General features: G+C 69.9%; 11 protein-coding genes and 2 pseudogenes. 6 read left to right on the top strand and 7 right to left on the bottom strand.

The annotated features are described in order from the left end of the window. Positions 1–142 precede the first annotated feature (142 nt). The 3 genes from ACFV9H_RS12855 to ACFV9H_RS12845 form a co-directional block, all read right to left on the bottom strand. Positions 143–1,489, bottom strand: a complete 1,347-nt coding sequence (locus ACFV9H_RS12855; RefSeq protein WP_385396966.1) for a DUF2637 domain-containing protein — start codon at positions 1,487–1,489, stop codon at positions 143–145. Between the two features lie 130 nt (positions 1,490–1,619). Beyond that, the gene (locus ACFV9H_RS12850; RefSeq protein ID WP_385396965.1) at positions 1,620–2,384 is read right to left on the bottom strand and encodes a DUF3558 family protein; all 765 of its coding nucleotides are present in this window, start codon (positions 2,382–2,384) and stop codon (positions 1,620–1,622) included. Between the two features lie 136 nt (positions 2,385–2,520). Further along, positions 2,521–3,360, bottom strand: coding sequence for a DUF3558 domain-containing protein (locus ACFV9H_RS12845; RefSeq protein WP_385396963.1), 840 nt, complete (start codon positions 3,358–3,360; stop codon positions 2,521–2,523). A gap of 164 nt (positions 3,361–3,524) precedes the next feature. Here ACFV9H_RS12845 and ACFV9H_RS12840 point away from each other — a divergent pair. After that, a pseudogene (locus tag ACFV9H_RS12840) lies at positions 3,525–4,719 on the top strand (RtcB family protein). Positions 4,720–4,779: 60 nt separating this feature from the next. Here the strand turns inward: ACFV9H_RS12840 and ACFV9H_RS12835 are convergent. Next, positions 4,780–5,598, bottom strand: a complete 819-nt coding sequence (locus ACFV9H_RS12835; protein ID WP_385396961.1) for a hypothetical protein — start codon at positions 5,596–5,598, stop codon at positions 4,780–4,782. A 568-nt stretch (positions 5,599–6,166) separates the two neighbouring features. On the opposite strand from ACFV9H_RS12835, the pseudogene ACFV9H_RS12830 reads away from it, so the two are divergent. Next, positions 6,167–6,262, top strand: a pseudogene (locus ACFV9H_RS12830) (RtcB family protein); the annotation flags it as partial. Positions 6,263–6,338: 76 nt separating this feature from the next. On the opposite strand, the gene ACFV9H_RS12825 reads toward ACFV9H_RS12830, so the two are convergent. Further along, positions 6,339–6,911, bottom strand: coding sequence for a Uma2 family endonuclease (locus ACFV9H_RS12825; RefSeq protein ID WP_385396959.1), 573 nt, complete (start codon positions 6,909–6,911; stop codon positions 6,339–6,341). Between the two features lie 202 nt (positions 6,912–7,113). Between ACFV9H_RS12825 and ACFV9H_RS12820 the strand changes: the two genes are divergently transcribed. The 4 genes from ACFV9H_RS12820 to ACFV9H_RS12805 all read left to right on the top strand — a co-directional run bounded on the left by ACFV9H_RS12820 (position 7,114) and on the right by ACFV9H_RS12805 (position 11,210). Next, positions 7,114–8,322, top strand: a complete 1,209-nt coding sequence (locus tag ACFV9H_RS12820) for an NAD(P)/FAD-dependent oxidoreductase (RefSeq protein ID WP_385396957.1) — start codon at positions 7,114–7,116, stop codon at positions 8,320–8,322. Positions 8,323–8,355: 33 nt separating this feature from the next. Beyond that, positions 8,356–9,252 (top strand): RNA polymerase sigma-70 factor, encoded by an 897-nt coding sequence (locus tag ACFV9H_RS12815; RefSeq protein ID WP_385396955.1) that lies wholly within the window; start codon positions 8,356–8,358, stop codon positions 9,250–9,252. A gap of 171 nt (positions 9,253–9,423) precedes the next feature. Beyond that, on the top strand, positions 9,424–10,494 hold the full coding sequence (locus ACFV9H_RS12810; protein ID WP_385396953.1) for a hypothetical protein: 1,071 nt from the start codon (positions 9,424–9,426) through the stop codon (positions 10,492–10,494). Positions 10,495–10,535: 41 nt separating this feature from the next. Continuing rightward, entirely contained in the window at positions 10,536–11,210 is a 675-nt protein-coding gene (locus ACFV9H_RS12805; protein WP_385396951.1) for a polysaccharide deacetylase family protein, read from the top strand. An 8-nt stretch (positions 11,211–11,218) separates the two neighbouring features. Here the strand turns inward: ACFV9H_RS12805 and ACFV9H_RS12800 are convergent, their stop codons facing one another. Both ACFV9H_RS12800 and ACFV9H_RS12795 read right to left on the bottom strand, forming a co-directional pair. Then, positions 11,219–11,980 carry a hypothetical protein gene (locus ACFV9H_RS12800; protein WP_385396949.1) on the bottom strand — a complete coding sequence of 254 codons (762 nt, stop codon included), beginning with the start codon at positions 11,978–11,980 and terminating at the stop codon, positions 11,219–11,221. 63 nt (positions 11,981–12,043) lie between these two features. Further along, positions 12,044–12,811 carry an SDR family NAD(P)-dependent oxidoreductase gene (locus ACFV9H_RS12795; protein ID WP_385396947.1) on the bottom strand — a complete coding sequence of 256 codons (768 nt, stop codon included), beginning with the start codon at positions 12,809–12,811 and terminating at the stop codon, positions 12,044–12,046. Positions 12,812–12,835 lie beyond the last annotated feature (24 nt).

Raw genomic sequence — 12,835 nt, 5'->3', positions numbered from 1 at the left:
CGACCCGGCCCCCCGCGCCCCCACACGCCCCGGGGGGGGGGGGGGGCCGGGGGTGCCCACGCGGCCCCCGCCGTGCGCCAGTTTTACGGTACGGCCCCCCCCCCGGGGGGGGGGGGGGCCCTTCCCACGTCCGGAGGTCCTGCTAAGCGATGTGCTCGTTCTCCAGATCACGCTGGTAGCGCTGCTTCAGGTCCGGCATCAGCCGGGAGATCGTCGTGAAACTGCGCGGGTGCACGATCCCGTGCCGGTCCGAGAGGTATATGTCGACCTGCTCGGGGCTCGGAACCTTGCCGTTCTCCTCGATGTACGCGCGGAAGACCTCGTACGCCGCCTCCGCGAACTTCACCTCGTCGATGTCGCTCTCGACGGGGGCGTCCTCCTGGAGCTCCGGGTCCTCCTGCCGCGGAGCCGGTATCGGCAGCTGCTCCTGCTGCGGGTGCTGCTCCTCCTCCGGGCCCGCCGGGGGCATGACCGGAGTCGGCTCCAGACCCTCCACGTACTGCGGGTTGTAACCACCCTCGTACGCCGCCTGCGGGGCCAGCGGCGCGGCGAACCACGCGCTGTTGTGCGCGGCCGGCATCGCCGTCGGATCCACCGCGAACGCCGGCGGGTGGGCGTGCGTCACGGCCGGTACCGCAGCCTGCTGGGGCCCGACCTGGGGCATCGCCTGGGACTGCGACTGCTGGTGGGGCTGCTGGTGGGGCTGCTGGTGAGGCTGCGCCTGCGGCTCGACGAGCGGAGCCTCCAGCGCCGGAACCACGGCCGCGGACCCGACCTCCTCCACCGGAGGCAACAGCGCCGGCTCGATCCCCGCCGCCGCCAACCCCTCCGGGGCCGTCTGCGACAGCGGCACACCGATCCGCGCCAGCCGCAGCGGCATCAGCGCCTCCACCGGCGCCTTGCGCCGCCAGCCCCGCCCGTAACGGGCCTGGAGGCGGGCCTGGTAGATCAGCCGGTCCTGCTCCATGCCGACGGCCTGCTCGTACGAACGCAGCTCCCACAGCTTCATCCGCCGCCACAGCTTGAACGTCGGAATCGGCGACAGGATCCAGCGGGTGATCCGCACGCCCTCCATGTGCCGGTCCGCCGTGATGTCCGCGATCCGGCCCACCGCGTGCCGGGCCGCCTCCACCGTCACCACGAACAGGATCGGGATCACCGCGTGCATGCCCACACCCAGCGGGTCCGGCCACGCCGCGGCGCCGTTGAACGCGATCGTCGCGATCGTCAGCAGCCACGCCGTCTGCCGCAGCAACGGGAACGGGATCCGGATCCACGTCAGCAACAGGTCGAGCGCGAGCAGCACACAGATGCCCGCGTCGATGCCGATCGGGAACACCAGGGAGAAGTTGCCGAAGCCCTTCTGCAAGGCCAGGGCACGCACCGCGGAGTACGAACCCGCGAAACCGATCGCCGCGATGACCACGGCACCGGCGACCACGACACCGATGAGTATCCGGTGCGTACGAGTCAGCTGCATCGCGGCCACCCGCGATCCCCTCCCTGTCGAGCACTTACCGAGCCTTTACCGAGCCACGGCAGGCACAGCGTAAGCCCGACCGGAAGTCACCGCTCCCCTGGCCCCGTTACAACTCGCCCGTCAATACCGGGGCCGGGGACTACTGGGGCTGGGGCGACTGCGACTGCTGCCCCTGCTGCTGGTTCGCGGCGTCCACCGAAGCCACGATCTCCTTCGCCGCCGCGATCGCGTCCTGCAGCAGCTTCGCCTGGTCCGGCGCGCCGGCACCCTCGAGCCCGGCACCGTTGTAGTCGAGCGTGAACACCACGTTGTGCGTGCGCGCCACGATCGTGGTGTTGAAGTGGTCGACGTTGTCCTTCTTCACCGAGTAGACGACCGACGTCCCCTGCTCGCCGATGCCGCCCGCCGGCTCCGCCTTCAGGTCCTGCGCACCCTGGGTGGCCTTCGCGAGCTCGACCTGCTTGTTGTAGTTCTCCTCGGCACGCTTGTCGGCGCTGCCGAGCGAGGCGTGCGAGTCGTAGCGCCAGAAGGACGCCGACAGCCAGCGGTACTGCGAGCCCTTCAGGCCGTCCTCGTCCAGACCGTTCCAGGAGCAGCCCGACCGGTTGGCGAGGTCGTTCGACTTGGCCGCCGCACCGTTCTTGTCCTTCGCCTCCGGGACGAGCGTGTCGATCGTCGCCGTCTGGAGCACCTTGCACGGGTCCGGGAGGGCGGCGTACGTCGCCTTCTCCAGGGCGGCCGAGGACTTCCCGCTCGGCTTCGCAGACGCGGATGAACCGGACTTCTTGCCGCTGTCCTTGTCCGAGCCCTTGCCCGAATCGGAGGAGCAACCGGCGACGGCGAGGATCACCGGGACGGCTGCGCAGGCGAGAACGCGGGTGAGGCGCGAGGCTGATCGGTGCATGTTTCCTTCAGATGCGATTGGCTGATTCGGCTGGTGCGATTGTCGGACTTCTTCGGACGCGAACCCGAGCAACGGTAGCCCGACCCGACACCCGCATGCTGTGCCCGCCGTCACCTCCGGGCGTGCCGCGCCCTTCTCACTCGTTGAAACGCTCGACCAAAGCCTGCGCCAACTGCCGTGTCCTGTCCTGGGTTTCACCACTCGGCGGCACCACACCGGGCAGGGCAGGCTGCACGCTGTACTCCACGGTCACGATGACATTCGAGGTACGGAACACAATCCGCACGGTCCGCGACTGCGCCGCACTGGCCCCGGCGGGACTCAGCTTGTCCTCGACGTACGCCTCACTCCCGAGACCCTCCAACACCCGCGACCCGAGCTCGGCGGGCGCCGACGGACTCGGGCTCGAAGAGGGCACCCCGGGGACGGTTGCGCCGGGCGCGGGCGTCGTACTCGTACTCGCGGTGGGAGTCCCGGTGGGACTCGGGCTCGCGGTCGGCCCGGGGAAGGGCAGCTTCGCATCGGTCAACCGGCGCACGTACACCTGCCGCGCCTTGTCGTCGTCGCTCGTCGCGGCCCGGTCGTACGAGACCACGCGCTCGAAGACCACCGACAGCAGCCGGGTCTCCTCGGGCGTCTGCGCGCTCCAACGGCAGCCGACGTGCCGGTCGCCGTCGTACGAGGCGTCCGCGACGCCCGCGTAGAGCTGGTCGCGCTGCGGGGCGGGCAGCGTGTCCGGGATCGGCAGCATCCCCTTCAGCCGCTTGCTCTCGACACCCGCCCTGCAGGGCGCGGGCAGGCTGCGGTACTTGCCGGGCTGCGCGGGCGCGGCCTGGTTCCCGCCGTTCTTGGCGTCGTTGCCGCCGCCGGTGTCGCCTCCGCTGGTGCACCCGGTCAGACCGCCGGCGCCGGCCGCGAGCGCGGCGAACATCGCGAGGCCGGGCAGGACTCGCCGTACGGCCGCCTTGCGCTGCATGTCCACTGGCTCCCTTAAATGCGTTGCCGCGACTCGGGCGCGGATGGACACAATGTCTATCGCACACGCTGGTGCCGGCGCCGGTCCCCTGTCGTATTTGGGGTGAAGAGCGAGGCTTTTTGCGCATTCCGACTTTTCTGTGTTTTTCGGGGGATTGATTCCGTATGTCGTATGTAGAGGTACCCGGGGCGAAGGTTCCGATCCGGATGTGGACCGACCCCGCGTCGGTCGAGGACAGCGCGATGCGCCAGCTGCAGAACACGGCCGGCCTCCCGTGGATCAAGGGCCTGGCCGTCATGCCGGACGTCCACTATGGCAAGGGCGCGACGGTCGGCTCGGTCATCGCGATGAAGGACGCGGTCTGCCCGGCGGCGGTGGGCGTGGACATCGGCTGCGGCATGTCGGCGGTGAAGACGTCCCTGACGGCGAACGACCTGCCGGGGGACCTGTCGAAGCTGCGGTCGCGGATCGAGCAGGTGATTCCGGTGGGCGCGGGCCTGCACAAGGAGGCCGTGGACCCCTCGCGGCTGTACGGCTTCTCGGTGCAGGGGTTCGACGACCTCTGGGCACGGTTCGACTACCTCACCGATGCGGTCAAATTCCGTCAGGAACGCGCCATGAAGCAGATCGGAACGCTCGGATCCGGAAATTCATTTCATCGAGTTCTGTCTGGATGAGTCAGGTTCGGTCTGGCTGATGCTGCACTCCGGCTCCCGCAACATCGGCAACGAGCTCGCGGCCCACCACATCGGCGTGGCCCACGGTCTTGCGCACAACCAGGGTCTGGTCGACCGGGACCTGGCCGTGTTCCTGGCCGCCACGCCGGAGATGGAGGCGTACCGCAGCGACCTCTTCTGGGCTCAGGAGTACGCCAAGTACAACCGCGCCGCGATGATGAGCCTGTTCAAGGAGGTCATCCGCAAGGAGTTCCGAAAGGCGAAGGTCTCCTTCGAGCGGGAGATCAGCTGCCACCACAACTACGTGGCGGAAGAGCGGTACGACGGCATGGACCTGCTCGTCACGCGTAAGGGTGCGATCCGCGCCGGCACTGGCGACTACGGCATCATCCCGGGCTCCATGGGCACGGGCTCGTACATCGTGAAGGGTCTCGGCAACGAGAAGTCCTTCAACTCGGCCTCGCACGGCGCGGGCCGGAAGATGAGCCGCACGGCGGCGAAGAAGAAGTTCTCGGCGCGGGACTTGGCGGAGCAGACCAAGGGCGTCGAGTGCCGCAAGGACTCGGGCGTCGTGGACGAGATCCCGGGCGCGTACAAGTCGATCGAGCAGGTCATCGACCAGCAGACCGACCTCGTCCAGGTCGTGGCCAAGCTCAAGCAGGTCATCTGCATCAAGGGCTGACGCCCGCACGAGAAGGGCCCGGACCGCTGTCGGTCCGGGCCCTCGCTGTATTGCCCTCGCTCAGACCTGCCCGGTGCGCAGGCGCCACAGGCGCATGGAGCAGCTCTGCTCCGTACGGTCGAGGGAGCCGGCTGCTGCTGCCGGGTCGTTCAGGCGCAGCAGCTCCTGGTCGTCTTTCGCGGTCCAGCGGCGTCGCGGTGGGGCGATCCTCATGTCCGCAGGGCGCACCCAGGCTTGGATCGCGTCCGCGTTCGCCTTCTTGTGGGCGAGGGCGAGGCAGTCGTCGTAGTAGAAGTGTGCGGCGAGCTGCTGCGCCGTCTCCTTGTAGTAGCAGACGTTGTAGACGCCGTCCCGCTTGTTGCGTGAGGTGATGCGCTGCGTCCCGGTGATCTTCTTGCCGTAGTGGCAGAGGTAGGCGGCGATCGCTGTGCTGGCCGAGGTCAGAGAGAGGAAGGGGATCCCCTGGGCGGTCCACCCAAGGGATCCGTCCGCGTCGATGATTCCGCGGAGGTAGTCCGGTCGCGAGAAGTCCGTGCGTGGCGGCCTGATGCTGAATGACTTCTTGCCGTAGGGAATCCCGAGCTCGTTGACGATGGTCCTTGCTTCGAGCGAGCAGACGGACCAGGTTGCCGAGTGGGAGCGTGCTGCGAAGTTCGTGCTCCGCACGCGCTCGGTAATGGAGCTGAAGTAGGGCGTGAGCTGCTGGAACTCGCGGAGGATGTGGATGTCTCGCGCGTTGATCTCGGTGGTGAGCTTGCCCTTCTGCCCACGGCCCTGCGCCAGGTGCCCATCGGCTTGCAGGAAGCCGAACATGTAGGCGTAGCACGGGTCCTGGAGGTCCATGAAGCGCACGGCGGCGCTAGGGTCCTGTTCAGCCATGAGGAAGTCCTTCTTCCCTGGTGGTGAGGCCCTCGGCCGGGACTGCCATCCCGGGCGGGGGCCGTTTGCGTTGGGGCCGAACTTAGATGTGGCTTCGGGGGCTTTTAGGGCTTCCCGCATGCTTCATTCGAACGTGTGATGCAATGTCAAATTGGCATCGTCAGGGATGGCCGGTGGGGGCTGTTCGCGGCGGTGATTGCAGCGGCGCAGTTCTGGTGGGCGAGTGCCCTGGGGGGATGTTCCATGGTGGGCTTCTGGGGTGGTCGGCGGCGTGTGTGGGTGGAGGTCGTCGGGGTGGCGATGGGGTGTGCCGTCGGGCTGAGCGGGTGTGTGCCGGCGAAGACGGACTCGAAGGTCGCCTCGGCCAATGGGGCGGTGGCTACAAGTGGTGGCGGGACACCACGGTGCGGCGGAGCGTGACGGTGACGTTTCGAGGTGCCGCCGACGGGGGCCGCCGACGTGGTGGGCAGCAACTCCCTCGAAGCGCAGGAGCTGACGGCGGAGGGAACGCCCAAGTGGCCCTCGGGGCAGCTTGGTCCGCCCAGGCTGGGGGGCGCGATTCCAGGGGGGCGCGTACAAGTCGATCGAGCAGGTCATCGACCAGCAGACGGACCTCGTCCAGGTCGTGGCCAAGCTCAAGCAGGTCATCTGCGTCAAGGGCTGACGCCCGTACGCGAAGGGCCCGGACCGTTGACCGGCAGCATCCGGTGACGCTCCGGGCTCCTCCGCGTCGCTCTCGCTCAGTCGAGCAGCATGTCCACCGACAGCTCGACCGTGACTCCGAGGTCGTCGGGAAGAGCGAGTGTCGTGCCGCGCTTGAAGCTTCTGCGCAGGCGGTAAGCCATGCCGCGAGGATCCGTGTAGATCACGACTTCGTCGTGGTGCCGATCGGCGACGATGTAGACGGGTACGTCGGCCTTGGCGTAGCTCTCCACCTTGGTGCCGGTGTCATCCGCCCAGTTGGAGGAGGTGACCTCCAGGATCATGCGGAAGACGTCGGGCCGGTAGCAGTTCTTCACGACCTTGTGGTCCAAGAAGTCCGCCTCGACGAGCGAGAAGTCCGGGACGGCGTAGTCGTCCTCGCCGGTGGGCAGCCAGATACCGATGCCCTGGAGGAACTCCAGGCCCGCCTTTTCTGCCCCCGCCTCGTGAAAGGCCACGGTGAGCCTGGTCAGAGTTCGGGCATGTCGCCCATCGGCGGGTGGTGTCACGGTGAGCCTCCCCTGGAGAATCTCCACTCGGTGCCCGGGAAGCTCCCTGGAGAGTCGATCGGCGGCCTCCGCGATCGTGGTCTCGTGCTGTATCACGGCCATAGCTTCCTCCTTCTCGCGGCTCACGCTTCCGGAGCGTATCCGCGTCCGCCGGGCATCCGTGCGACTTCACCCGTTCGGGGTGGTCAGGCCGGCCATTGCGCCGCCGGCGCCCGCCTGGAGTGATCTGGGACACGCGGTGTCACAGGTGTCGGTCCTGCGGTGTCTTGAGGTCGAGCCCCTGGAGACGGACGAAGGAGACACCGTGAGCGAGAACATCGACGTCGTGGTGATCGGTGGCGGGTACGCCGGTGTGATGGCGGCCAATCGCCTGACGCAGCGCGGCGACGTGACCGTGACGCTGATCAATCCGCGCCCGAACTTCGTCCACCGGATCCGCCTGCACCAGCTGGTGGGCGGGACCGGCGCCGCCGTCGTCGACTACCGGGAGGTCCTGGCGGAGGGGGTCCGGCTGGTGGTCGACAGTGCGGCGCGGATCGACACGGTCGGGCGGTGCGTGGAGCTGGCGGGCGGTGGCGCGGTCGGCTACGACCACCTCGTCTACGCCGTCGGCAGTGGCAGTGCCGACCCGCGGGTGCCCGGGGCGGCCGAGTTCGCCTACCCGATCGGCACCCTGGAGGAGGCCGAGCGGTTGCGGCCGGTCCTCGACGCCGCGCCCGTGTCGGCCGCCGTGACGGTGGTCGGGGCCGGGCCGACCGGGATCGAGACCGCCGCGGAGCTGGCGGAGCAGGGGCGGGCGGTGACCCTGGTGTGCGGCGGGGTGCTCGGGCCGTACCTGCACGCGCGAGGGCGGCGCTCGGTGGCCGGGCGGCTGGCGGCGCTCGGGGTGACCGTGCTGGAGGGCCCCGACGCGAAGGTGACGGCTGTGGCGTGCGATGCCGTGCGGCTCGGTGACGGGCGTGAGCTGCCGAGCGCGGTGACCATCTGGACCGCCGGCTTCGGGGTGCCGGACCTGGCCGTGCGCAGTGGGCTGAGCACCGACGCCCTGGGGCGCCTGCTCACGGACGAGACGCTGACCAGTGTGGACGACGTACGCATCGTCGCGGCCGGGGACTCGGCGGCGCCGTCGGGCCTGCCGCTGCGGATGAGCTGCAAGGAGGCGATGCCGCTGGGCGCGCGGGCCGCGGACACGGTCCTGAGCCGGATCGAGGACGAGCAGCCCGCGCCGCTCAATCAGACGTTCGGTGCCCAGTGCATCAGCCTGGGCCGACGCGCCGGGATCTTCCAGTTCGCCGACAAGTCGGACGTCGCCGTGTGGTTGCACATCGGCGGCGGCCTGGGCGCGAAGGTGAAGGAGTTCGTGTGCAAGGGCGTCCTCAAGCACCTGGCCGAGGAGGCGCACAAGCCCGGCGGGTACAGCCTGCACCGCGTGTCGGGACCCGCCAAGCGGCAGGAGTTGCTCCGGGCGGCGCGTCGCGGCGAGACGTCGGTGGTCGCCGGGCAGACGGTCTAGTGCCGGGAGGGCGGAGAGGGAGATGATCAAGGTATGAGTGATCACGTCACTGACCGGGCGACCGAGGCCTTCGTCGCCCACCGCAATCTGCTCTTCACCGTCGCCTACGAGATGCTCGGTTCGGCGGCGGATGCCGAGGACGTGCTCCAGGAGACCTGGCTGCGGTGGATCCAGGTCGACTTGGAGCAGGTGCGCGACCAGCGTGCGTATCTGGTGCGGATCACGACCCGGCAGGCGCTGAACCGGCTGCGGACGTTGTCGCGCCGCAAGGAGTCGTACGTGGGCCCGTGGTTGCCGGAGCCGTTGCTGACCGCGCCGGACGTGGCGCAGGACGTCGAGCTGGCCGAGAGCGTGTCGATGGCGGTGATGCTCGTGCTGGAGACGCTGTCGCCGACCGAGCGGGCGGTGTTCGTGTTGCGCGAGGTGTTCGACGTCGGCTACGAGGAGATCGCGGCCGCGGTCGACAAGTCCCCGGCGGCCGTCCGTCAGATCGCGCACCGCGCGCGTGGGCACGTGGATGCCCGCCGTCCTCGGGAGGCGGTCTCCCAGAGCGAGACGAGGGCGGCGCTGGAGTCGTTCCGGCGGGCGCTCGACGGCGGGGACCTGCAGGGTCTGCTCGCCGTGCTCGCGCCCGAGGTCGTCCTGATGAGCGACGGCGGCGGCATCAAGCAGGCGGCGGTGCGGCCGATCCTCGGCGCGGACAAGGTGTCCCGCTTCATGATCGGCGGGCTCGCGAAGCAGCAGATCCCGATCACGGTCGGCCACACCGTGGTGAACGGCGGCCCGGCGCTGGTGGTCCACCTGGACGGGGAGCTCGACGGGGTCATGGCGGCCCGTGTGGAGGGCGGCCGCATCATCGGCCTGTATTACGTCCGCAACCCGGAGAAGCTGTCCCACGTCGAATCGGAGACCCCGCTCACCCTGGGCTGAACCGCTTCCGTCCTCAGAAGACTTCGGGGCTCGGTCGGGGCCGTGGTCGCTCCGCTTGACGTCACTCGTACGGTGTTCGCAGCCGTGACTGCATGGGCGCGGTTTCGGTGAGCGAGTCCTGTAGGGGGATGTTCCGTGGTGGGGTTTTTGCCTGGTCGGCGGCGGGTTCGGGTGGGTGTCGTCGGATTGGCCGTGGGCTGTGTCGTCGGGCTGGTCGGGTGTACGTCCGGGAAGACGGACGCCAAGGCGTCGGCCGGTGCGTCGGCCGCGCCGACGGTGCCGATGGTGATCGGCAAGGAGCAGGCCGAGGCGGTGTTCAACCGGTACGCCTGGGAGCGGCGGGACGCGGTCACCCGGCGTGACAGGGAGGCCGTCGCCGCGGTGGAGACCGGGCCGCTGCTGGCGGAGAGCCAGGCCTGGATCGACCTGCTGAAGGCGCGGGCCGGCTACGCCGGCTGGGTCGACTCCTTCGGCCGGCCGGAGTTCTTCATCCCGGCGGAGAAGGACCAGCCGGGCTACCCGCGGTCGTTCGCCGTGACGAGCCGGGAGTTCGCGGGGACCGAGCAGTCCCGGGCCGGCGCCGTGCACTACTTCGTCCAGGACGCGCCCGGCGGGGAGTGGAAGGCGACCGCCATGTCGTGGGTGAACGACAGGGCGGCCGCTCCGCACCCGGCGCGCACGAACGAGATCGGCGGCTTCCGGCTCCGGGACAAGGAGATCGCCCCGCTGGTGCGCGACGCGGCGGGCGCGGTGATGCTGTCGCCCACCGCTGCCGCGGACCGTGAGGTGTGCGGGCGGTACGCGAAGTACATGAGCTTCTCGGTGCCCGACGGCAAGCCGGAGAGCGAGCACTTCGTGCCGGGTGAGCTGACCGGCGGGGTGGTCGACGCCTACAACGTGCTGGGCGAGAAGCTGAAGCTCGTGGACAAGTGGGTGTCCTTGGAGGCGGTCGGCGGGGAGTTGCCGGTGGTCCGGCTGGCGGACGGGAAGTCCCTGGTCACCTGCAACTTCGTGCGGACCGACTTCTGGAACGGCAGGAACGCGACGTTCAAGTACGGCAGCGCGAGCATGGGTGACGTCGGCGCGATGATCGGCGGCATGGACAAGTGGTGGCGGAACTCCACCGTGCGGCGCGGCGTGACCGTGTCGTTCGAGGTGCCCGCGGGCGGCGGCCCGGCCGATGTGGTCGGGAGCAACGCGCACCTGGCGCCGGTGCTTTCGGCGGAGGGAATGCCCAAGTAGGGGGTTGACGCCGGGAGTTGGTCTAGACCAGGGTGTGCGGCATGTGGAGATCTCGCGCGCTTGTCGCCGCCCTCGCGTCGTTGTCGCTCGCCCTCGGGGCCGCCGGGTCCGCGCAGGCCGGGGTGGGGTTGCCGCCCGTCGTGTCGCAGTTGCCGACGGCGGAGAACGTCGTCTTCATCACCATCGACGACGGCTGGAACCATGATCCGGAGGCGGCCCGGATCCTGCTGGAGAAGCGGGTGCCGGTCTCGTTGTTCCTGCTGCCGGGGGCGACCTCGTACGACACCGGGTACTTCACCGCGCTCACGGAGCAGGGGCGGGTGGTCGTCGAGAACCACACCGTCAATCACCCGGATCTCACGACGCTCGACGCGGTCGGGAAGGACGCCGAGGTGTGCGGGGCCGGGGAGCAGTTGCAGGCGACCTTCGGGCGCGCGCCGAAGTTGTTGCGGCCGCCGTACGGGGCCGTGAACGACGAGGTGAGGGCAGCGGCCAAGGCGTGCGGGGTGAAGGCGCTCGTGACGTGGACGTACGACTTCACCACCTGGAGCGAGACGCCGGCCACGCCGCGGCTGAAGGCCGGTGACATCGTGCTGCTGCACTTCACGCCGACCCTGGCGGCGGACCTGCAGCGGGCGTTGGACGCGGCGAAGGCGGCCGGGCTCAAGCCGGCCGCCCTCATGCCGCACCTGAAGGCGGCCGGGCTGGTCCCGTAGCCGAGGCCTCAGCCGGTACGGGCGGCGGTGGCCGACTGCTGCCGCCGGTACCGGTCGAACTGCCAGGCCGTGAAGGCCGAGAGCGGCGCGGCGACCGCGGGTACGACACCCCACGGGATCCCGAGCAGGAAGGCGGGGACGGCCACGGCCGCGCAGATCACCGCCATGGCGATGAGCAGCGATCGTCCGAGCCCGGGCCAGGTGTGGGGCTCGTACAGGCGGCGTCGCCCGGTCAGTCGCACGGCCCCGAACCACAGGCACAGGGCCGCCGCCAGACCTGCGAACGTGGCGACGCCGGCCGGTATCTGAGCCTCGTCGCGGGGTTTGTCGGCGGAATCCTGCCGGACGTCCCCCTTGGCGAGCGTCATGACGTCGCCCCACCAGACGGTGCCGGTCACCTGGTCTCCGGGACTGAGCCGCTCCAACAGCGGTCCCGGATCGCCGAACTCCAGCATCCCGTTCCAGAAGGGAGCGCCGGACAGGATCACGTCGGGGCCGCCCCTGCCACGGCGCACCTCGGGATGCACCTCCTCGACGGTGAAGGAGACCGTGCGCACGCAGTTCTCCCGCTCCCGCGCCGTCGTGCCGGCGGGGCACGGCTGGGCCGCCGTGTAGTCCCGGTGCCGCTGGTTGTCGTACGGCAGCTGTATCGCGAACAGGAAGTAGCAGACCAGTGCCGGGATCAGGGACCCGATGAGCAGCCACGCCCCCGTGCCCCGTCCCCCGGGTGCGGGCACCTGCGGTATGCGGCCCGTCTTCATTTCCGTCACCACTCGCCTCCCCCTGGCTTTCGGTACGGCTCCATTCAGCCACAGGGAGGCGGGATGCGGGGTCTAGATCTCGCGGTGGAGCTTCGTGTTCGAGGCCTGGGCGCGGGGGCGGACGACCAGGAGGTCGATGTTGACGTGGCTGGGGCGGGTCACCGCCCAGGTGATGGTGTCGGCCACGTCGTCGGCGGTGAGGGGGTCCGCGACGCCCGCGTACACCTTCGCCGCCTTCTCGGTGTCGCCGCGGAAGCGGGTGGTGGCGAACTCCTCGGTCTTGACCAGGCCCGGGGCGATCTCGATGACGCGTACGGGCTGGCCGACGAGTTCCAGGCGGAGGGTCTCGGCGAGGACGCGGGCGCCGTTCTTGGCCGCGACGTAGCCCGCGCCACCCTCGTAGGTGGCGTGGCCGGCGGTGGAGGAGAGGACGACCACCGTGCCGTCGCCGGAGGCGGTGATCGCGGGGAGCAGGGCCTGGGTGACGTTGAGGGTGCCGATGACGTTGGTCTCGTACATCGTGCGCCAGTCGGCCGGGTCGCCGGTGGCCACGGGGTCGACTCCGAGGGCGCCGCCCGCGTTGTTGACGACCACGTCGCAGCGGTCGAGGGAGGCGGCGAAGGCGTCGACGGCGGCCCGGTCGGTGACGTCGAGGGCGTGCGCGGCGGCGGAGTGGCCGGCCTCGGTGATCTCGGCGGCGAGGGCCTCGATGCGGTCCTTGCGGCGGGCGGTGAGGACGACGTGGTAGCCGGCCGCGGCGAGCTGCCGGGCGGTGGCCGCGCCGATGCCGCTGCTCGCTCCGGTGACTACGGCGGTGCGGGTGGCCGTGGTCGTGCTCATTGCGGGGCTCCTCGGTCGTTCGTA

The organism is Streptomyces sp. NPDC059874, assembly GCF_042731135.1.
Classification (GTDB): domain Bacteria; phylum Actinomycetota; class Actinomycetes; order Streptomycetales; family Streptomycetaceae; genus Streptomyces.
This window is presented reverse-complemented; position numbering and strand designations above follow the sequence as displayed.

Excerpts from the sequence above, each read along its gene's own strand:
- ACFV9H_RS12850 (WP_385396965.1), bottom strand. The coding sequence starts at position 2,384 with ATGCACCGATCAGCCTCGCGCCTCACCCGCGTTCTCGCCTGCGCAGCC.
- ACFV9H_RS12845 (WP_385396963.1), bottom strand. The coding sequence starts at position 3,360 with ATGCAGCGCAAGGCGGCCGTACGGCGAGTCCTGCCCGGCCTCGCGATG.
- ACFV9H_RS12835 (WP_385396961.1), bottom strand. The coding sequence starts at position 5,598 with ATGGCTGAACAGGACCCTAGCGCCGCCGTGCGCTTCATGGACCTCCAG.
- ACFV9H_RS12825 (WP_385396959.1), bottom strand. The coding sequence starts at position 6,911 with ATGGCCGTGATACAGCACGAGACCACGATCGCGGAGGCCGCCGATCGA.
- ACFV9H_RS12815 (WP_385396955.1), top strand. The coding sequence starts at position 8,356 with ATGAGTGATCACGTCACTGACCGGGCGACCGAGGCCTTCGTCGCCCAC.
- ACFV9H_RS12805 (WP_385396951.1), top strand. The coding sequence starts at position 10,536 with ATGTGGAGATCTCGCGCGCTTGTCGCCGCCCTCGCGTCGTTGTCGCTC.
- ACFV9H_RS12795 (WP_385396947.1), bottom strand. The coding sequence starts at position 12,811 with ATGAGCACGACCACGGCCACCCGCACCGCCGTAGTCACCGGAGCGAGC.